This window comes from Agrobacterium sp. 22-210-1 (genome assembly GCF_053522525.1).
This window is the reverse complement of record NZ_JBNWCI010000001.1, coordinates 546,197-563,542: the sequence shown is the minus strand read 5'-3', so window position 1 is coordinate 563,542 and position 17,346 is coordinate 546,197. Positions and strand designations below refer to the sequence as shown.

General features: G+C 58.6%; 19 protein-coding genes and 1 other RNA gene. 8 read left to right on the top strand and 12 right to left on the bottom strand.

Annotation, left to right across the window (positions count from 1 at the left end):
* Positions 1-102 precede the first annotated feature (102 nt).
* The 4 genes from ACQZ5F_RS02725 to ACQZ5F_RS02710 form a co-directional block, all read right to left on the bottom strand.
* Entirely contained in the window at positions 103-636 is a 534-nt protein-coding gene (locus ACQZ5F_RS02725) for an SRPBCC family protein (protein ID WP_225339153.1), read from the bottom strand.
* Positions 629-997 (bottom strand): ArsR/SmtB family transcription factor, encoded by a 369-nt coding sequence (locus ACQZ5F_RS02720; protein ID WP_046798434.1) that lies wholly within the window; start codon positions 995-997, stop codon positions 629-631. Before ACQZ5F_RS02720 ends, ACQZ5F_RS02725 begins: the two co-directional genes overlap by 8 nt.
* Before the next feature lie 135 nt (positions 998-1,132).
* Positions 1,133-1,705, bottom strand: a complete 573-nt coding sequence (gene ilvN / locus ACQZ5F_RS02715; protein ID WP_003507555.1) for an acetolactate synthase small subunit — start codon at positions 1,703-1,705, stop codon at positions 1,133-1,135.
* 19 nt (positions 1,706-1,724) lie between these two features.
* On the bottom strand, positions 1,725-3,518 hold the full coding sequence (locus tag ACQZ5F_RS02710; protein ID WP_046798110.1) for an acetolactate synthase 3 large subunit: 1,794 nt from the start codon (positions 3,516-3,518) through the stop codon (positions 1,725-1,727).
* 381 nt (positions 3,519-3,899) lie between these two features.
* Between ACQZ5F_RS02710 and ACQZ5F_RS02705 the strand changes: the two genes are divergently transcribed.
* Positions 3,900-5,909 carry an ATP-binding protein gene (locus ACQZ5F_RS02705; RefSeq protein WP_225339152.1) on the top strand — a complete coding sequence of 670 codons (2,010 nt, stop codon included), beginning with the start codon at positions 3,900-3,902 and terminating at the stop codon, positions 5,907-5,909.
* 9 nt (positions 5,910-5,918) lie between these two features.
* Here ACQZ5F_RS02705 and miaA read toward each other — a convergent pair whose 3' ends face one another.
* Positions 5,919-6,815 carry a tRNA (adenosine(37)-N6)-dimethylallyltransferase MiaA gene (gene miaA / locus ACQZ5F_RS02700; protein ID WP_448730999.1) on the bottom strand — a complete coding sequence of 299 codons (897 nt, stop codon included), beginning with the start codon at positions 6,813-6,815 and terminating at the stop codon, positions 5,919-5,921.
* Between miaA and serB the strand changes: the two genes are divergently transcribed.
* Both serB and ACQZ5F_RS02690 read left to right on the top strand, forming a co-directional pair.
* A complete protein-coding gene (serB, locus tag ACQZ5F_RS02695; protein ID WP_137084793.1) occupies positions 6,814-7,704 on the top strand; it encodes a phosphoserine phosphatase SerB in 891 nt (296 codons plus the stop codon). The genes miaA and serB overlap by 2 nt on opposite strands.
* Positions 7,701-8,273, top strand: a complete 573-nt coding sequence (locus ACQZ5F_RS02690) for a GNAT family N-acetyltransferase (RefSeq protein WP_046798106.1) — start codon at positions 7,701-7,703, stop codon at positions 8,271-8,273. The genes serB and ACQZ5F_RS02690 overlap by 4 nt, the downstream gene beginning before the upstream one ends.
* A 24-nt stretch (positions 8,274-8,297) precedes the next feature.
* On the opposite strand, the gene ACQZ5F_RS02685 is transcribed toward ACQZ5F_RS02690, so the two are convergent.
* The 7 genes from ACQZ5F_RS02685 to ACQZ5F_RS02655 all read right to left on the bottom strand — a co-directional run bounded on the left by ACQZ5F_RS02685 (position 8,298) and on the right by ACQZ5F_RS02655 (position 14,897).
* The gene (locus tag ACQZ5F_RS02685) at positions 8,298-9,047 is read right to left on the bottom strand and encodes an SDR family oxidoreductase (RefSeq protein WP_052817980.1); all 750 of its coding nucleotides are present in this window, start codon (positions 9,045-9,047) and stop codon (positions 8,298-8,300) included.
* An 88-nt stretch (positions 9,048-9,135) separates the two neighbouring features.
* The gene (locus ACQZ5F_RS02680; protein WP_052817981.1) at positions 9,136-10,680 is read right to left on the bottom strand and encodes a Do family serine endopeptidase; all 1,545 of its coding nucleotides are present in this window, start codon (positions 10,678-10,680) and stop codon (positions 9,136-9,138) included.
* Positions 10,681-10,984: 304 nt separating this feature from the next.
* Positions 10,985-11,911 (bottom strand): protease modulator HflC, encoded by a 927-nt coding sequence (gene hflC, locus ACQZ5F_RS02675; protein ID WP_046798103.1) that lies wholly within the window; start codon positions 11,909-11,911, stop codon positions 10,985-10,987.
* A 1-nt stretch (position 11,912) separates the two neighbouring features.
* Positions 11,913-13,034: an FtsH protease activity modulator HflK gene (hflK, locus tag ACQZ5F_RS02670; protein WP_046798102.1), complete on the bottom strand. Its 1,122-nt coding sequence runs from the start codon at positions 13,032-13,034 to the stop codon at positions 11,913-11,915.
* A 143-nt stretch (positions 13,035-13,177) separates the two neighbouring features.
* On the bottom strand, positions 13,178-13,705 hold the full coding sequence (locus ACQZ5F_RS02665) for a dihydrofolate reductase (RefSeq protein ID WP_225339150.1): 528 nt from the start codon (positions 13,703-13,705) through the stop codon (positions 13,178-13,180).
* Positions 13,702-14,496, bottom strand: a complete 795-nt coding sequence (locus ACQZ5F_RS02660; protein WP_137084801.1) for a thymidylate synthase — start codon at positions 14,494-14,496, stop codon at positions 13,702-13,704. The genes ACQZ5F_RS02665 and ACQZ5F_RS02660 overlap by 4 nt, the downstream gene beginning before the upstream one ends.
* A gap of 92 nt (positions 14,497-14,588) precedes the next feature.
* The gene (locus ACQZ5F_RS02655) at positions 14,589-14,897 is read right to left on the bottom strand and encodes a DUF2853 family protein (RefSeq protein ID WP_035242256.1); all 309 of its coding nucleotides are present in this window, start codon (positions 14,895-14,897) and stop codon (positions 14,589-14,591) included.
* A 142-nt stretch (positions 14,898-15,039) separates the two neighbouring features.
* Here ACQZ5F_RS02655 and ssrA point away from each other — a divergent pair.
* The 5 genes from ssrA to ACQZ5F_RS02630 all read left to right on the top strand — a co-directional run bounded on the left by ssrA (position 15,040) and on the right by ACQZ5F_RS02630 (position 17,259).
* Positions 15,040-15,413: a transfer-messenger RNA gene (gene ssrA / locus ACQZ5F_RS02650) on the top strand.
* A gap of 229 nt (positions 15,414-15,642) precedes the next feature.
* Positions 15,643-16,155, top strand: a complete 513-nt coding sequence (locus tag ACQZ5F_RS02645; protein ID WP_046798099.1) for an SspB family protein — start codon at positions 15,643-15,645, stop codon at positions 16,153-16,155.
* A 43-nt stretch (positions 16,156-16,198) separates the two neighbouring features.
* A complete protein-coding gene (locus tag ACQZ5F_RS02640; RefSeq protein ID WP_046798098.1) occupies positions 16,199-16,402 on the top strand; it encodes a DUF4169 family protein in 204 nt (67 codons plus the stop codon).
* A gap of 105 nt (positions 16,403-16,507) precedes the next feature.
* Positions 16,508-16,717: a ribbon-helix-helix domain-containing protein gene (locus ACQZ5F_RS02635; RefSeq protein ID WP_137086027.1), complete on the top strand. Its 210-nt coding sequence runs from the start codon at positions 16,508-16,510 to the stop codon at positions 16,715-16,717.
* Between the two features lie 212 nt (positions 16,718-16,929).
* Positions 16,930-17,259 (top strand): hypothetical protein, encoded by a 330-nt coding sequence (locus ACQZ5F_RS02630; RefSeq protein ID WP_225339149.1) that lies wholly within the window; start codon positions 16,930-16,932, stop codon positions 17,257-17,259.
* Positions 17,260-17,346 lie beyond the last annotated feature (87 nt).

The window sequence follows — 17,346 nt, the reverse complement described above, 5'->3', positions numbered from 1 at the left end:
GGCGCTGAGGCGGTTGAATCAGAACGTGAGAACCGGGGCCACCGCGCTACAGCTCCCCCTTGAACGGCGCGGACCAGCCGCGCCATTCAGGCCTGATGTAGTTTATGAGCCTATGCGCTGCTCATACTCTTTTCTCAGTTTCAGCCATGCATCCCAGAAGGGTCCAGGTTCCTTATCCTGAAGGCGGTCAGCGAGAATATCGAGATGTGCGTGCCAGCCGGAGCTGACATCGAGCTTGCTCTTCCGATCCGAAAGCCGGCTATGAATAAGCGTCAGAAGCACCTCCCTGCCGAGGGACTGGAGTTCGATCGACACTTCTGCACCCTCACCCCAACTGAAGACGAGGCGATGCGGCACAACAACAGTGATGATGCGTGACGCCATCTTTTCCTCTTCGGAAAAGCCTTCCGGACGGTGGCCGGGTGGATTGGAAAGCTCGTCATTGCGCCAGACCAGTTCAAAGGGTGCATCGGGCGCCAGCCGCATTTCGCCTGATGCCAGCCAGCGGCGGCGAAGATCGCTTTGTGTCAGATAGGCCCACACCCGCTCAATCGGTCCCGGCAACAGCCGTTCGATCTTCAGGGTCGCAGGCTCCACGAGCCGGCCATAGGCGTCAGGTATTGCGATATCAGCCATTGTCATTTCCTCCATTTGCAGGGGTTTTCCCCTGATCATCCTCCCGGAGCATCTGCTCAAGAATATCGAGACGACTGTTCCAGAACTGCCGGTAGAAGCCCAGCCATTCATGCGCCTGCGCCAGGGGTTCCGGCGCAAGACGGCACACATGGGTACGCCCTTTCACCTCACGGCGGATAAGCCCGGCATTCTCCAGTGCCTTGATGTGCTTGGAGGCTGCGGCAAGCGAAATATCGAATGGCTCGGCCAACTGGCTTACCGTTCGTTCGCCAAAAGAAAGGTCCCGCAGCATCGTGCGCCGCGTCGCGTCGCCAAGAGCATGAAAGACAGTGTCGAGTTGTGGAACAGATAATTCAACCATGTTGTTGAATATAGCGCACCAATCCGAAAAGTCAACCATATGGTTGAATATAGATTCCCTGCGCGAAAACCCATAAAAAAACCCGCGGCGAACCGCGGGCTTCGATGGTCAGAATACATATTGTGAATGCAGAGACTACATCCCCTGCGAGCCACGGTTCATCGCGGCAATACCCGTGCGGCAGATCTCGATCAGGCCGAGCGGCTTGATGATGGCGACGAACTGGTCGATCTTAGACGACTTGCCGGTGATTTCGAAGATGAAATGCTCAACAGTCGCGTCCACCACTTTGGCCTGAAACGCATCGGCAAGGCGCAGTGCTTCTGCGCGCACTTCACCCGTGCCGGCGACCTTGATCAGCGCCACTTCGCGCTCGATCGGCCGCTCCTGCCCCAGTTCGCGGGCGCGGACGGTGAGGTCGAGAACCCGATGAACCGGCACGATGCGTTCCAGCTGCGCCTTGATCTGCTCCAGCACGATGGGGGTGCCGCGCGTCACGATGGTGATGCGCGACAGATGCGCTTCATGTTCCGTTTCCGAAACCGTCAGGCTTTCGATGTTGTAGCCCCGGCCAGAAAACAGGCCAATGACCCGGGCAAGGACGCCCGGCTCGTTGCTGACGAGAACCGACAGCGTATGATTTTCGACGGCAGCCGTTTCCTTCTGGATGAAATAGGCGGAGCCGGTGGGTTGTAGGTGTGCGTTCATGTCCTTTTCCTCTCCCGGCTCAGACTAGCTGACGGCCCTTGGCATCAATGGCGTTGGCAACCGCTTCATCCGTCGCCTCATCCGGCAACAACATCTCGTTATGGGCTTTACCAGACGGGATCATCGGGAAGCAATTGGCAAGATTGGCGACGCGGCAATCGAAGATGACAGGCTTGTTGACCGCGATCATCTCGGCGATCTTGTCGTCCAGCTCCTTCGGGTCGTCGCAATACATACCGACCGCGCCATAGGCTTCCGCCAACTTGACGAAATCAGGCATGGCTTCGGTATAGGAGTTCGACAGACGATTGCCGTGCAGCAATTGCTGCCACTGCCGCACCATGCCCATATACTGGTTGTTGAGGATGAAAATCTTCACCGGCAGACCGTACTGGATGGCGCAGGACATTTCCTGGATACACATCTGGATCGAGGCGTCACCGGCGATATCGATGACCAGCGCTTCCGGATGCGCGACCTGCACGCCGATGGCCGCCGGCAGGCCGTAACCCATGGTGCCGAGACCGCCCGAGGTCATCCAGTGATTGGGCTCCTCGAAGCCGAAGAACTGCGCCGCCCACATCTGGTGCTGGCCGACTTCGGTGGTGATATAGGTGTCGCGTCCCTTCGATGCCTCATAAAGCCGCTGCAAGGCATATTGCGGCATGATGACATCTTTGGAGTTCTTATAGGCGAAGGAATTGCGCGCACGCCAGCGCTCGATCTGCGACCACCAGTCCGCCGTCTGGGCTTTCTCCGGCTTCTTCGGCAAAGCGCGCCACAGGCGAACCATATCTTCCAGCACATGGCCGACATCACCGATAACAGGCACATCGACGCGTACGGTCTTGTTGATCGAGGACGGATCGATGTCGATATGGATTTTTTTCGAATTCGGCGAAAACGCGTTGATGCGTCCGGTAATCCGGTCGTCAAAACGCGCGCCGACGCAGACCATGACGTCGCAATCATGCATCGTCATGTTGGCTTCGTAAGAACCGTGCATGCCCAGCATGCCGAGCCAGTTCTTGCCGGAAGCCGGATAAGCGCCGAGACCCATCAGGGTCGAGGTGATCGGGAAACCGGTCAGCTCGACCAGTTCGCGCAGCAGCCGGGTCGCTTCCGGGCCGGAGTTGATGACGCCGCCGCCGGTGTAGAAAACCGGCTTTTTCGCCTTGGACATCAGTTCGATGGCAGCGTTAATGGCATTGAGGTCACCCTGGACCTTCGGCTTATAGCTTTTTTGCTGAACGGCAGCGGAAGGCGGTGTGTAGGTGCCGGTGGCGAACTGGATATCCTTCGGAATATCGACAACAACGGGACCGGGACGACCCGTCTGCGCGATGCGGAAGGCTTCATGGATGATGCCCGCCAGCTCATTGACGTCCTTTACCAGCCAATTGTGCTTGGTGCAGGGGCGCGTGATGCCGACGGTATCGCATTCCTGAAACGCATCCGAACCGATCAGCGATGTCGGAACCTGGCCGGAAAGGCAGACGAGCGGAATGGAATCCATCAGCGCATCCTGCAGCGGCGTCACCGCATTGGTGGCGCCGGGACCGGACGTGACGAGCATGACGCCGACCTTGCCGGTGGAGCGGGCATAACCTTCGGCCGCATGGCCGGCGCCCTGCTCATGGCGCACGAGAATGTGCTGAATGTCTTCCTGCTGGAAAATCTCGTCATAAATCGGAAGAACGGCACCGCCGGGATAACCGAAGATGTGCTCGACGCCATTGTCCTTCAGCGCCTTGAGAACAATCTCCGCACCTGTCATGCGATTGCTGTTTTCCGTATTGTCCTTATCCGTCATTGCCTGTTTCCATCCCGCTTTGGCTTTGGATATCGAGGAGCCCGAGGGCCTGTTTGAAGACATAAAAAAAGGCCCCTTAAGGAGCCTCGTTCAGCGCATGGGTGCTTTCGCCGGATGGTTACACCATCCTGCCCATGCGCCGTCCCACCACGATAAGTACGTTAAGATTTTTCATGGGCCGGAGTGTTAGCCACAAAAGCCCCAGCCGTCAACGCATATTGCGGAAAAAATCGGCGACCGCTTCTTTTATTACGCAAAAGCGCCAATCGACGAAATTTTCGAACGCAATTGATACACCTGTTGTTAAATATAATCTTTTATTATCGAGGGCGCAGGTACTGCCCGAACCACCGCGATCATCCGCATGTCCCGGGATAAGATGTGAATAATAACGAGTTTCATAGAGCGTCCGGCGTGGACGAAACCGAACGGCGATCCGCTCTGCAACCGGCAGACCGCATGCTTGGCCGCGTCATCGCCTGCGACGGCGCCCATGCCACCATCGCCGCGGAAACGGAGCCGGGCTCGACCGATGTTGCGCAACTCTGGTCCGTCGGACGCCTGATCTCCATCGAAATGGGAACGAGCCGTGTCGCGGCACTGGTCTTCGCCATGCGCACCGATGAAAGACAATGGTCCTCGGACAGGTCGAACAGGTTGCTGATCGACGTGGAACTGATGGGAGAGGTTTATCGCACCGACGACGGCAGCGAACGGTTTTCCAGCGGCATTTCCCGTTATCCCTATCTCGGCGCCGTGGCCCATCGCATCCGCACCGGCGACCTTGCCAAGATCTACGACAGCAGCAAGCGTGACAGCTGCATCATCGGCAAACTGACACAGGATGATACGATCGGCGCGGCCATCAATATTCCGCAGATGCTTTCGAAGCATTTCGCCGTCGTCGGTTCTACCGGGGTCGGCAAGACGACTGCGGTTTCACTGCTCTTGAACAAGGCGATCGCGACGGACCCGAAACTGCGCGTCCTCATTCTCGATCCGCACAACGAATTTGCAGCCGCTTTTCCCGATCATTCGGTTGTCATCGATACCGATACGCTCGACCTTCCCTTCTGGCTGATGCGCCTTGAGGAATTCGCGGAAGTGGTTTTCCGTGGCCGCAAGCCTGTGCCGGAAGAGATGGACGTTCTGCGTGACGTCATACCCGAGGCAAAAAAGGCATTTCGCGGTACGGATGGTTCCGCCGTCCGCCGCACCTCCGACAAGAGCGCGATCACACCGGATTCGCCGGTGCCCTATCGCATGGCCGATCTTCTGGCTTCTATCGATGAGCGTATCGGACGGCTGGAAGGGCGCGGCGAAAAGCCGGCGCTGCGCTCCCTGAAAGGCCGTATCCTCTCGGCCATCAACGATCCGCGCTACAACTTCATGTTCTCCAGCAATACGATCAGCGACACCATCCTGGAGACGGTGGCGCATATTTTCCGTATTCCCGGGGAAGGCAAGCCGATTTCAGTGTTCCAGCTCTCGGGCATTCCCTCCGAGGTGGTGAACTCGGTGGTCTCCGTTCTCTGCCGCATGTCGTTCGAGCTGGCGGTGCTGGCGCGCGGGTCGCTGCATATGCTTGTGGTTTGTGAAGAAGCCCACCGTTATGTTCCGGCTGACCCCGAGCGCGGCTTTTTCCCGACCCGACAGTCGATCGCCCAGATCGCCAAGGAAGGCCGCAAATACGGCATTTCGCTCGGCGTCATCAGCCAGCGGCCAAGCGAGCTGGATCAGACCATCCTGTCGCAATGCTCGACCGTTTTCGCCATGCGGCTGTCAAACGAGATCGACCAGAAGATCATTCTGTCGGCCGTACCCAACGCCTCGGCCTCCACCACCAGCTTTCTTTCTTCCATTGGCAATGGTGAAGCCATCGCCTTCGGCGAGGCGGTGGGTGTGCCGATGCGCATGCGTTTCGACCGTGTGCCGGCGATCAAATTGCCGAAGGCAAGCGGCACGGTCAGCCACGCGCCCCACGAAACACCGGACACCGTCGACCTCAACAGCATCGTCACCCGCATGCGGGCCACAGCGAGGCCGGTCATCACCGGCTTCCAGCAAAGCGTCGAAGCGGCCTTTTCCGATCTGCCGGAATCGCCCGTGGTGCCCGGAGAAGCAGACGACATCGATCGCTGGAAGCGAGAATTGGGAACACCCGCAACGGAGGGCTATGAGCCTTACCGCCCGGACATGTTGCCCGGACGCACATCGCCACCGCCACAAAACCCGGAGAGGATGGACAGCGCCTCTGGTGCAGTCAACGACTTGCGCCGAGCCGGTTTCCAGATGCAGACGCAAAGTGGTCCCCCGCCGGCCGATACGCGCCCTTCGCTGCGCGAGAGCCTCCTGAAAAAACCACTGGGCAGTCTTTATCGCAAGGACTGACGCCAGCCTTCAAGGCTGGATGCGAGTCCAGTCCTCCCCCATCTGGTTGCGGAACCAGGTCATCTGCCGTTTGGCATATTGGCGGGTCGCAGCGGCCGATTTTTCGATCACCTCCGCCTCGCTCATGCGCCCGGCCAGCATATCGGCGATCTGAGAAACGCCGATCGCCTTCATCGCCGTCGCGTCGGGCGCAAGCTTGAGAGCCAGAAGCGCCTCCACCTCCTCCACCGCGCCGCTTTCCATCATGGCCTCGAAACGCCGGTTGATGCGGTCATGCAGCACAGGCCTGTTGGGCAAGACGACGAATTTCTGCGCCCGGTCAGGATCGACGATCACCGGGCCGTTGGCCTTCTGGTAATCCCGGATCGATTTTCCGGTCGCCTCGATCACTTCCAGCGCCCGGACGATACGCTGGCCGTCTCCCGGCTGCAGGCCCTCAGCCATCACGGGATCGCGTCGCGACAATTCCGTGTGGAGAACCGCCGGCCCTTCTTCAATCAGCCGACCGCGCAGCCTGTCGCGGATTTCCTCCGGGATGGCAGGCATGTCCGACAATCCCCCGGTCAGCGCCTTGAAATAAAGCCCCGTGCCGCCGACGATGACGGGAAAACGCGCCTGCCCACGCAGATCCGAAAGCAGGACGGAAAGATCCCGCAGCCATTCACCCGTGGAATAGAGGCTGCTTGCCGGCACATGGCCGTAAAGCAGATGCGGCACGCCCTGCATTTCTTCTTCCGAAGGCCGGGCGGTCAGCACCCGCAGCGTGTCATAAACCTGCATGCTGTCGGCATTGATGACGACGCCATTCCGCTCCCGTGCCAGACGAAGCGCAAGCGCGGACTTGCCGCTTGCCGTCGGGCCGGTTATCAGGATCGCATCAAAATTCTCATCAAGGTTTTTCATCATGGCTCTCGTTGCCACGCTTATCGCCAATCCGTCAAATCCTGTTCTGACACCGGCCCTCGGCGAAACCGCCGCAAAGGCCGTCAACGCATCCGGCCTTTATTGGCTGGCCGATGGCATTGCCTGCGATATCGCACTGCCCGAAGGAACGGACATGGAGGCGGCGGATCGTCTCCTGCGAATGGCAATCGTCGATCGGAAAATCGACATCGTCATCCAGGAACAGGATAAGCGCCGCAAGAAGCTCCTGATCGCCGATATGGATTCGACCATGATCGGCCAGGAATGCATCGACGAGCTGGCCGCCGAAGTCGGCCTGAAGGACAAGGTGTCCACCATCACCGCCCGCGCCATGAATGGCGAGATCGCTTTTGAGCCGGCACTCCGGGAACGCGTGGCGCTGCTGAAGGGCTTGCCGGTCTCGGTGGTTGACGACGTCATCGAAAAGCGCATCACGCTGACATCAGGCGGCAAGGAACTGATCGCCACCATGAAGGCGAAGGGCTACTACACTGCCCTCGTTTCCGGTGGCTTCACGGTCTTCACCGGCCGGGTCGCGGCCATGCTCGGTTTCGATGAGAACCGCGCCAATCTGCTCGGCGAAGCCAATGGCGAGCTTGACGGCACCGTTGCCGAACCCATCCTCGGCAAACAGGCCAAGGTGGACGCACTGAATGACATTGCCGCAAAGCTCGGCATCTCGCCGGAAGAGGCAATGGCGGTCGGCGATGGCGCGAACGATCTCGGCATGCTGCATCTGGCCGGCGCAGGTGTTGCCCTGCACGCCAAGCCCGCCGTCGCGGCTGAAGCGCAGATGCGCATCGACCACGGCGATCTCACCGCGCTGCTTTACATTCAGGGCTACCGCAAGACGGATTTTGTCACTCCATGATCATCCGCGAAACACCAAGGCTCATTCTGCGCGAGTGGAAGGAGAGCGACCGCGACCTGTTCCGGGAAATCAATGCCGACGAAAAGGTCATGGAGTTCTTCCCCTTCCGCCGCAGCCATGCGGAAGCGGATGCGGTTCTGGAAACAATCAACGGCATGATCCGTGGCAGCGGTTATGGCTTCTACGCCATGGAGCTGCGCGAAACCGGCGAAGTCATGGGTTTCTGCGGCATATCGCCCGTCATGAACCTCGATCCGCCCTTCCCGATTGGTACCATGGAGATCGGCTGGCGGCTGGCCACCCGTTACTGGGGCCACGGTTATGTCACCGAAGCCGCACAATCGCTGCTCGTCATGGCCTTTGATGAAAAGGAGACGCCGGAAATTGTCTCCTTCGCCGTCCACGACAATCACCGCTCGACCCGCGTGATGGAGCGCATCGGCCTGAAGCGTGACCCGTCACGCGATTTCGATCATCCACGCGTGCCTGATGACACCCATCCGCATCTGCGTCCGCATGTGACCTATGCGCTGACGCTGGCGGAATGGCGGGAACGGCAGTCGCAATAACGCCCTCCCCGCCAGCCTCGAACTTTACTTCACCGCGGCATTGCCGCCATCGGCAAACAGCGCCGCCCCGGCGACAAAACTCGACATCGGGCTTGCCAGGAAAAGTGCGGCCTGCGCCAGTTCTTCCGGCTCGGCGATGCGTTTCATCGCATGCAGGCCTGCAGCCCATTCCTTCTGGGCCGCATCTCCGGCCATGGGTGTGTCGACCCCGCCGGGAAGCAGCCCATTGGCGCGAATGCCCTGCACGGCATAATCTGCGGTAATGCCTTTCACCAGCCCCATCAGCGCCGCCTTCGACGCACCATAGGCCGTCATGCCCGGTATGCCGGCACTGGTGCCGACGAAGCTGGAGATAAAGACGATCGAGCCACCGCCCCGCTTCAGCATCAACGGAATCTGGTGACGCGCCCCAAGATATGCGGAAGTGAGATTGGCTGTGAGCACGTAATCCCATTCCTCGGCGGAAATCTCCGCCAGCGGCTTCATGGCTCCGACCGCGCCTGCATTGTTGACGGCGATATCGAGACCGCCGAAAATGCTCACGGCCGCATCCGCCAGCCGGGAATGGGTTTCCTCAAGATTGACATCGCCAACAACGGCATGGACACGGCCGCCGGTCTCGCGAATCCCGGCGGCAACCTCTTCCAGCGCAGCAGCACCCCGCGCATTGATGACGACGGCTGCCCCTTGCGAGGCAAACAGCCTCGCCGTCGCCCGGCCGATGCCGGATGACGCTCCAGTGATGATGGCAACCTTGTTTTCGAGTAATTTCATATCCTTGACCTCCGTTGATGGAGACCAAGGATTAGAGAGAGGCCGGGACCACAACCACCCGATTCCTGCCGAACCGGTGGAAAGCGCTTTACTCCAGCGGCAGCGCCACCACGCGCAGATTGCCCTGCGCATCTGCAACCATCATATGCGCATTCTTGCGGCCTTCGGATTTCAGGCCGTTGATCCGCACCAGCACGTCACCGGGAACTTCCATGAAGTCCTGCCCGACTTCGACGATGATGTCGCCCGGTTTCATGCCCTTCTGTTCGGCCGGCGAACCCGTATCGACGCTTGCGACCAGCACACCTTCAACGCTTTCGGCAATGCCCTTTTCCGTGCGCAGCTCATTGCTGAGGACGACCAGGTTCATGCCAAGCACGCTCTGCGGCGCTTCACGCACTTCCGGCGTCTGGTCCTGCGCCTGATCGTCGGTGCCGCCATCATCATCAGGCGCAACCACGCCGCCATCGCCATCTTCGGCCTGCGGGTCTTCGGTCGCGGCCTTTTCTTCGGTCGTATCCTGCAACTGGCCGAGCTTGACCTTGACGGTCTCCTCCTTGCCGTCGCGCAGGATCACCACATCGACTTCCTTGCCAACCGGGCTTTCCGCCACGATCCGCAAGAGATCACGCATTTCATGAATGTCCTTGCCGTCGAATTTCAGCACGACATCGCCGGCCTGGATAGGGCCGTTCTCTACCGGGCCGCCCTTGGCGACGCCGGAGATAAGCGCACCCTTGGCACTTTCCATGCCAAGGCTTGCCGCCACATCATCCGTGACGGGCTGAACGCGAACGCCGAGCCAGCCGCGACGGGTCTCGCCGAATTCGATCAGCTGCTGGACGATATTCTGCGCAAGTTCCGTCGGAACGGCGAAACCGATACCGATCGAACCACCACTCGGGGAAATGATCGCGGTGTTGATGCCGATCACCTCGCCCTTCATGTTGAAGAGCGGACCACCCGAATTGCCCTTGTTGATCGCCGCATCCGTCTGGATGAAATTGTCATAGGGGCCGGCATTGATATTGCGGCCACGCGCGGAAATGACGCCGACAGTCAGCGAACCGCCAAGGCCGAAGGGGTTGCCGATGGCCATTACCCAGTCGCCGATGCGCATGCTGCGCGAATCGCCGAACTTGACGGCCTTCAGCGGCGTTTTCGGCTCTACCTTCAAGACCGAAAGGTCGGTCTTGGTATCGGTGCCAACAAGCGTTGCCTTTAGCTTCGAGCCATTCGGGAAAATCACCTCGATGGCATCAGCACCCTCGATGACGTGGTTGTTGGTGACGACATAACCGGCGGGATCAATGACGAAACCGGAACCCAGTGAATTGACCTTTTCACCGCCCTCCGGCTTCTGGCTGTCGAAATAATCCTTGAAGAATTCCTGGAAGGGCGACCCCTCCGGGAGCTTTGGCGGAACAGGTCCCTTGCCCTCGGTCTTGACGTTCTGCGACGTCGAAATATTCACCACCGCATCCAGAAGCGGCTCGGCAAGATCGGCCACCGATTCCGGCCCATGGCTCTGCGCTCTCGCAGCAACCGGTGCCGAAAGGCTACCCGCCACAAGCGCGATGCCCGCGACTGCGGCAATGCTGTTGCGAAAAGGCGAAAGAAGGGTCACGGCCATAAGCGTCCTCGCGTTTCAGATAGTCTCGCCTTGCATATATCGACAAAGCATAAGGCGGAATGATGAAGTGTAAAAATACCTTTTCGTGAACAGGCAGTTGATGCCTTGCCCCTGCCCACAGCATTGGCACGAAACGGGAGTGAAAAGAAAGGGCCGGCCAAAACCAGTCCTCAAATTAGCAACAACGGCTGCTCGGCCCTCTCCTCCGTCATCCTCGGCTCGTGCCTGAGGATGACGTCGTGCGGGGCCTGTCAAAAAGAAAGGGCCGGTAAAACCGGCCCTTTCAAACTCTTTTGATCCGATATCAGTTCGCCGGCGCGGGCGCTGCGGGTGCGGCCGGAGCCGCAGACGGAGCACCGTTGATGTCGTTGAAGTAACGGAAGAAGGTCGAGTCCGGGGACAGGACCAGCGTCGTACCGGTGCCGTTCAGCGAATTGGAATAGGCCGCCATGGAGCGATAGAACTCGAAGAAGTTCGGATCGCGCTGGAAAGCTTCGCCGAATATGCGGTTACGGTTGGCATCACCTTCACCGCGCAGTACTTCAGACTGACGACGCGCATCGGACTCGAACTCGACGACCTGACGGTCGGCGATAGCGCGGCGGCGCTGGGCTTCTTCATTACCGCGGGCGCGGATGAGTTCAGCTTCAGCCAGACGTTCCGACTTCATGCGCTCGAAGGTCTGCTGCGACACTTCCTGCGTCAGATCGGTACGGCGGATGCGGACATCCACGATGCTGATGCCGAGCGATTCCGCATCAGGGCGCAGATCGTCACGCACTTCCTGCATCATCGATGCGCGTGCATCAGAAAGTGCCGATTCAAAGCCGCGAAGACCGTAGACCCGGCGCAAAGATGCGTCGAGACGGGTGCGAAGACGCGATTCGGCCGACATCTGGTCACCCGAGACCGTCTGGCGGAACCGGCGTGCATCCGTGATGCGATAGACGACGAAGGCGTCTACTTCATAGAACTTGCCGCCCGAAACCTGAACACGGATATTGTCGTGATCGAAGCGCAACGCCCGGTTCTCGACATATTGCACCCGGTCGGCATCCATGAACGCGAAGGGCAGCTTGAAATAGAGGCCCGGCGCGGTTTTTACATCCTGGATCTGACCGAAGCGCACGACGATTGCCTGCTGGCGCTCGTTGACGACGAAGATCGATGAATAGCCAAGGAAAAGCACGGCGGCGAGACCGACGAGAATGGCAGTAAGACGGTTACCCATATCAGTTGCCTCCCTGCTGTGCTGCGCCTGTATTGCCGCGCATGATCTCGTTCAGAGGCAGATAAGGCACCACGCCCTGCTTTTCGTCGATGATGACCTTGTTGGAGCCCTTCAGGACCTGTTCCATGGTTTCAAGGAACATGCGCTGGCGGGTCACATCAGGTGCTGTGCGATACTGATCATAGATGGAGATGAAGCGCTGCGCCTCACCCTCGGCCTCGTTGACGACACGCGACTTGTAAGCGTTCGCCTCTTCAACGATCTGTGCCGCCTGACCGCGTGCCGCACCCAATTTCTGGTTGGCATACTGGTTGGCTTCCTGAACGAAGCGATCTTCATCCTGCTCGGCGCGCTGCACTTCATCAAAGGCATCGGCCACTTCGCGCGGCGGCGCCGCATCTTCGATGGCGACCGCATTGATGGAAATGCCGGCGCCATAACCGTCCATGGTGGACTGGATGATGCTGCGTACATCGCCCGCAATGGCCTGACGGTTATCGCGGAAAATATCCTGCGCCGGACGACGGCCGACCACTTCGCGCATGGCGCTTTCGGAAACCTGCTGCAGCGTCTCGGCTGGGCTGTCGACGTTGAAGAGATAGGATTTCGGATCAGAGACCGTATAGAGCACCGAGAACTGCACGTTGACGATGTTCTGGTCGCCGGTCAGCATCACGCCGCTCGATGAGGACGACGAGGCGCGCGAGCCGATATTCTGCTGTTGTTCGGTGACCTTGACGATCTCAACCGTCTCGATCGGCCACAGATGGAAATGCAGGCCGGGCATCGAGATTTCGTCCTTGGGACGTCCGAAACGCAGCTCAACGCCACGCTCATCCGGCTGGACGGTATAGATGGACTGGATGCCGAGGAAAACGAGGACGACAAGAACGAGAATCGCAACCGCGCCACCGTTGAAGCCACCCGGCAGGACATTCTTGAAACGGTCCTGACTGCGCCGGATGATCTCTTCCAGATCAGGTGGGCCGCCATTGTTGCCGCCACCGCCGCCGCGAGGCCGGTTAGGCCCCTGTCCCCACGGGCCGCCACCGCCACCCTGGTTGTTTCCTCCACCGCCGCCGCCCCAAGGGCCGCCGCCGCCATTCTGATTGCTCCAGGGCATCAATACCTCTTTATAAAAGCCTCTCCCGGTTCCGTTCGAAAGCGATTGCTCGCGTGCGGCGGGAATATCGACCCGTTATAAGAAGGAGAAGCGTCCGTTTCAACGCAGAGGTGGTAACTAAATACCCAATCGCGGTAAATAGTTCACTTTGACGCGGCTCTTCGCAAATAAGTGGTGAACAGAACCGGATAATTGTCCCGTTCCCCTGCGGGAACGGCATTCTCGTCCGTTTTTTCAAAGACGTCAGGATCGATATCCGGAAAAAAAGTGTCGCCATCGAGCTTTACCGCCACATGGGTGACGGAAAGTTGATCGGCAAACGGCATCGACTGACGGTAAATTTCCCCGCCGCCGGCCACGAAAACCTCATCCACGCCCAGTTCCGCGGCCTTGTCTTTGGCAAGCTTCAAAGCCTCTTCCAGCGACGAGACGACATCCACCCCATCCGGCCTGTAATCGGCATTGCGGCTGACGATGATATGCGGCCGGCCCGGCAAGGGGCGCTCGCCGACAGACAAAAAAGTCTTGCGGCCCATGATGAGCGGCTTGCCCATCGTCATCGCCTTGAAGCGCTTGAGATCGGTGGAGAGCTTCCACGGCATGTCGAGGTCACGGCCGATGACGCCGTTTTCCGAGACGGCAACGATGATGGTGACACGCGCCTCGCTCATACCGCGATCGGTGCCTTGATGCTTGAATCGGCCTCGTAATTCTCAAGCGTAAAGTCTTCGAACTTAAAGCCGAAAAGGTCCTTCACATCAGGATTGAGGCGCATTGTCGGCAGGGCTTTCGGGGTGCGGGTCATCTGCAGCCGCGCCTGATCGAAATGGTTGGCGTAGATATGCGCGTCGCCGAGCGTGTGGACAAAATCTCCCGGTTTCAGACCGGTCACCTGCGCCACCATCAGCGTCAACAGCGCATAGGATGCAATGTTGAACGGCACGCCGAGGAAGATATCAGCCGAGCGCTGGTAAAGCTGGCAGGACAACTTGCCATCCGAGACATAGAACTGGAACAGGCAATGGCAGGGCGGCAGCGCCATTTCGTCCACCAGCGCCGGGTTCCAGGCTGAAACGATGTGGCGGCGGGAATTGGGATTGGTTTTCAGCGCCTCGATCAAAAGCGCGATCTGGTCGATATGACGGCCATCCGGTGCCGGCCACGAGCGCCATTGCGCACCATAGACGGGGCCGAGATCACCATTTTCATCGGCCCACTCATCCCAGATGGAAACGCCATTCTCCTTGAGATAGGCGATATTGGTGTCGCCCTTCAGGAACCACAGCAGTTCGTGGATGATGGAGCGCAGATGCAGCTTCTTGGTGGTGAGGACCGGAAAGCCTTGCGAAAGATCGAAACGCATCTGGTAACCGAAGACCGAGCGCGTGCCGGTGCCGGTGCGGTCTCCACGGTCGGAGCCGGTGTCCATCACATGCCGGAGAAGATCGAGATATTGTTTCATGCGTTCTGCCGCCGATTCCCTGATATCAGGAGAATATAATAGCACAGGGCGGCAGAACCAATCACCTAATGCGGGCTTATCCCCGCCTCAAATCAAAGCGACTGGAGTTTGCCCAGTTCCTTGGCCACCAGATAATAGAAGGTCACGCGCGACTTGGAGCGGTCCGCAGCCATGGCTTTCGCAGTGGCGTCGATCGCCTTGTCGGCGCTATCGTCGGTCACGCCGAGCTTCTTGCCGCACCAGCTTGCCTTGACGCGCGCAAGCTCTTCCGGATCGGAAGCGGACACCAGCGATGAATCCCGGTTGCGCAACGCAATGCCGAGATGCTTGACGATTTTGCCAACGATGGCTTCGTCGGCTGCCGCATCGTATTTCTTCACATCTGCGAGATAGTCGGTCATATCAACTCCTTCGTGTGTCCCCGGCGCCACGTTGCTTCTGGTGACCGGTTGCACGGAGAATGTGACAGCAATCTCTCGTCGTCAAGAATTGTCTAAATTGTCAACGTCAAACACGAAACCTTTTCATGGAATTGTCATAGCCCCCCTTTTCTCCGCCGGGCGAAACGCCTATATGAGCTTTGCCGGGGCAACCCGGCTATGGCGATAAACGGTCGGTGTAATAAACCTATTGGACCCGGGGGCGGTACCCGGCGCCTCCACCAAAAACCGGCGGACTTCTTTTAAGGGAAGGCCGGCTTTTGATGGGGGCGAAATAGGATCGACAAGGGCGTAAAGATCGAACTTTTGCTCGGCATGATACCGCCGTTATCGGGTCACAAGTGTAGTTGCAAACGACAACAACGCTAAGGAATACGCTCTCGCTGCCTAATGGCGGTGCGGGAATTCCGCTCTAAGTCCTTACGGTTAGCCCCGTAAGGCGGGGTTCGGAGGTACCTGGCAACAGAAACCTCCACCTTCTCCATTTTGCCTGAATTGGTTATATGATAGCTGACTTGCGAACGGCATCGGCTTTTCCGTTGCTGCCGTTCGGGACATTGCGTATACTTGGGTAACGCGCAGCCGTCTGGATCGAGTTCGATCTCCGGTTCAGGATTGCGCAAAGATTCAAAGTGTTACAGCGTCCTTGGCGCGCAAGGCGCGCAGCGCATTAAAAGACGTTCGAATAAGGGAAAGACAGGACCGCATGGGGCAGGATCATATCCGTTACGACATTCTCGCACAGGATGCCCTTCGCGGCGTTATTCGTAAGGTTTTGGGTGAAGTGGCCGCAACCGGCCGCCTGCCCGGCGACCATCATTTCTTCATCACATTCCTGACCGGCGCGCCGGGCGTGCGGATTTCCCAGCACCTCAAGTCGAAATATGCCGAGCAGATGACCATCGTTATCCAGCACCAGTTCTGGGATATGAAGGTAACGGAAACCGGCTTCGAAATCGGTCTGTCCTTCTCCGATACGCCTGAAAAGCTGGTTATCCCTTATAACGCCATTCGCGGTTTCTACGATCCTTCCGTCAATTTCGAACTTGAGTTCGACGTGCCTCTGGCCGATGAAGAAGAGATGGAAGAGGCCGAAATCACCGCCTATCCCGTTTCCAACGAGGCAAAGCCCGCTTCCACCTCCGAGGCCCCCAAGGCAGGCGAGGAAAAGAAGGAAGGCTCCGTCGTTTCGCTGGATGCCTTCCGCAAGAAGCAATAACGGCCTTTCTTCCGCCACCCGAAACCCAAGGAGACATATCCGCATGGCCGCCGATATCGTCAATCTGCGTCAGTTTCGGAAGCAGAAAGCCCGCAACGAAAAGGAAAAACAGGCGGAACAGAACCGCCTGTCCTTCGGTCGCAGCAAGACCGAGAAAAATCTGACATCGGCCCTCAATGAGAAAGCTGAAAAGGCGCTAGATCAAGGGCGGCTCGAAAAGGGTGATGGCGGGGCCGACAGGGACTGACGATCGGACCTGCCGCAGCGAACTCCCCGCAAAATCGGAAATCAATCGCAAAACAGAGGCTTGCCGGCGAAACATGATTCAGATTTCCAGCCGGAGGCCGATCTGATGATCCGCAAGCACTCAGCAACATTACACGGCCACCGCACCAGCATTTCACTTGAAGATGCCTTCTGGGAAGAACTGAAGATGATTGCCGAAAAGCGCAAGATCAGCTTCGCTGCCCTGCTCGCGGAAATTGATGACAACCGGCCCGTCGACAGCAATCTGTCCTCGTCTTTGCGCGTTTATGTGCTGAACTGGCTGAAGACCCGGTAATCTTTCCGTCCAGCCAACGACATGGGCGCCGCCCCTGATCTGCCGGCCCACAGACTACAAACATTCGGGCCGAAAAACTCGTAACGTCGCGAAAGCATTCATTAAACATTAGCAGCCTAATCTGCGCTGCAAGGCATTCCCGTATTGCGTAGCCTTGTTTTCAGTCTTTGTTTCATAACTTTCCAATCCACACATCCGCCACGAGGCGACCCATGGTTTCTGCCGTTTCGGGAACAAGCATTGCTGTTTCCGTCCTATCTTCTTCATCCACCTCCTCTTCAAGCGTTTCCGAGCTGAAATCGCAGATTGCCGAAAAACAGTCGGAGTTGGCCCAGACCACCGAAGCGAAAGCCCAGGAGGAACTGAAGAGCGCCATCGCCTCGCTCAAGGCTCAGCTTGAGGCTCTCGAAAACAGCGCCGACAAATCGGCAGCTTCAGGCGGCAGCGCGGATAAGCCCAGCCTGTCGGGAGAGAGCAGCAGGATTGGCACGAAAAACTTCGATGCCGACACGCCCTTCGGCGAACGAGAGAGCTGGATTTAATCGGCTGCCGGGTAACTCTGGAAAGACCGCCAAAAACACGGGTATCCAGACCGCACCAACATTTGTCCTGAGACGATGTCACCAGCC

What these genes read in the sequence shown, in the direction of transcription:
- ACQZ5F_RS02725 (WP_225339153.1), bottom strand. Translation starts at nt 636, where the DNA reads ATGGCTGATATCGCAATACCTGACGCCTATGGCCGGCTCGTGGAGCCT.
- ACQZ5F_RS02720 (WP_046798434.1), bottom strand. Translation starts at nt 997, where the DNA reads ATGGTTGAATTATCTGTTCCACAACTCGACACTGTCTTTCATGCTCTT.
- ilvN (WP_003507555.1), bottom strand. Translation starts at nt 1,705, where the DNA reads ATGAACGCACACCTACAACCCACCGGCTCCGCCTATTTCATCCAGAAG.
- ACQZ5F_RS02710 (WP_046798110.1), bottom strand. Translation starts at nt 3,518, where the DNA reads ATGACGGATAAGGACAATACGGAAAACAGCAATCGCATGACAGGTGCG.
- serB (WP_137084793.1), top strand. Translation starts at nt 6,814, where the DNA reads ATGGCTCTCGTTGCCACGCTTATCGCCAATCCGTCAAATCCTGTTCTG.
- miaA (WP_448730999.1), bottom strand. Translation starts at nt 6,815, where the DNA reads ATGATGAAAAACCTTGATGAGAATTTTGATGCGATCCTGATAACCGGC.
- ACQZ5F_RS02690 (WP_046798106.1), top strand. Translation starts at nt 7,701, where the DNA reads ATGATCATCCGCGAAACACCAAGGCTCATTCTGCGCGAGTGGAAGGAG.
- ACQZ5F_RS02685 (WP_052817980.1), bottom strand. Translation starts at nt 9,047, where the DNA reads ATGAAATTACTCGAAAACAAGGTTGCCATCATCACTGGAGCGTCATCC.
- ACQZ5F_RS02680 (WP_052817981.1), bottom strand. Translation starts at nt 10,680, where the DNA reads ATGGCCGTGACCCTTCTTTCGCCTTTTCGCAACAGCATTGCCGCAGTC.
- hflC (WP_046798103.1), bottom strand. Translation starts at nt 11,911, where the DNA reads ATGGGTAACCGTCTTACTGCCATTCTCGTCGGTCTCGCCGCCGTGCTT.
- hflK (WP_046798102.1), bottom strand. Translation starts at nt 13,034, where the DNA reads ATGCCCTGGAGCAATCAGAATGGCGGCGGCGGCCCTTGGGGCGGCGGC.
- ACQZ5F_RS02665 (WP_225339150.1), bottom strand. Translation starts at nt 13,705, where the DNA reads ATGAGCGAGGCGCGTGTCACCATCATCGTTGCCGTCTCGGAAAACGGC.
- ACQZ5F_RS02660 (WP_137084801.1), bottom strand. Translation starts at nt 14,496, where the DNA reads ATGAAACAATATCTCGATCTTCTCCGGCATGTGATGGACACCGGCTCC.
- ACQZ5F_RS02655 (WP_035242256.1), bottom strand. Translation starts at nt 14,897, where the DNA reads ATGACCGACTATCTCGCAGATGTGAAGAAATACGATGCGGCAGCCGAC.
- ACQZ5F_RS02645 (WP_046798099.1), top strand. Translation starts at nt 15,643, where the DNA reads ATGGGGCAGGATCATATCCGTTACGACATTCTCGCACAGGATGCCCTT.
- ACQZ5F_RS02640 (WP_046798098.1), top strand. Translation starts at nt 16,199, where the DNA reads ATGGCCGCCGATATCGTCAATCTGCGTCAGTTTCGGAAGCAGAAAGCC.
- ACQZ5F_RS02635 (WP_137086027.1), top strand. Translation starts at nt 16,508, where the DNA reads ATGATCCGCAAGCACTCAGCAACATTACACGGCCACCGCACCAGCATT.
- ACQZ5F_RS02630 (WP_225339149.1), top strand. Translation starts at nt 16,930, where the DNA reads ATGGTTTCTGCCGTTTCGGGAACAAGCATTGCTGTTTCCGTCCTATCT.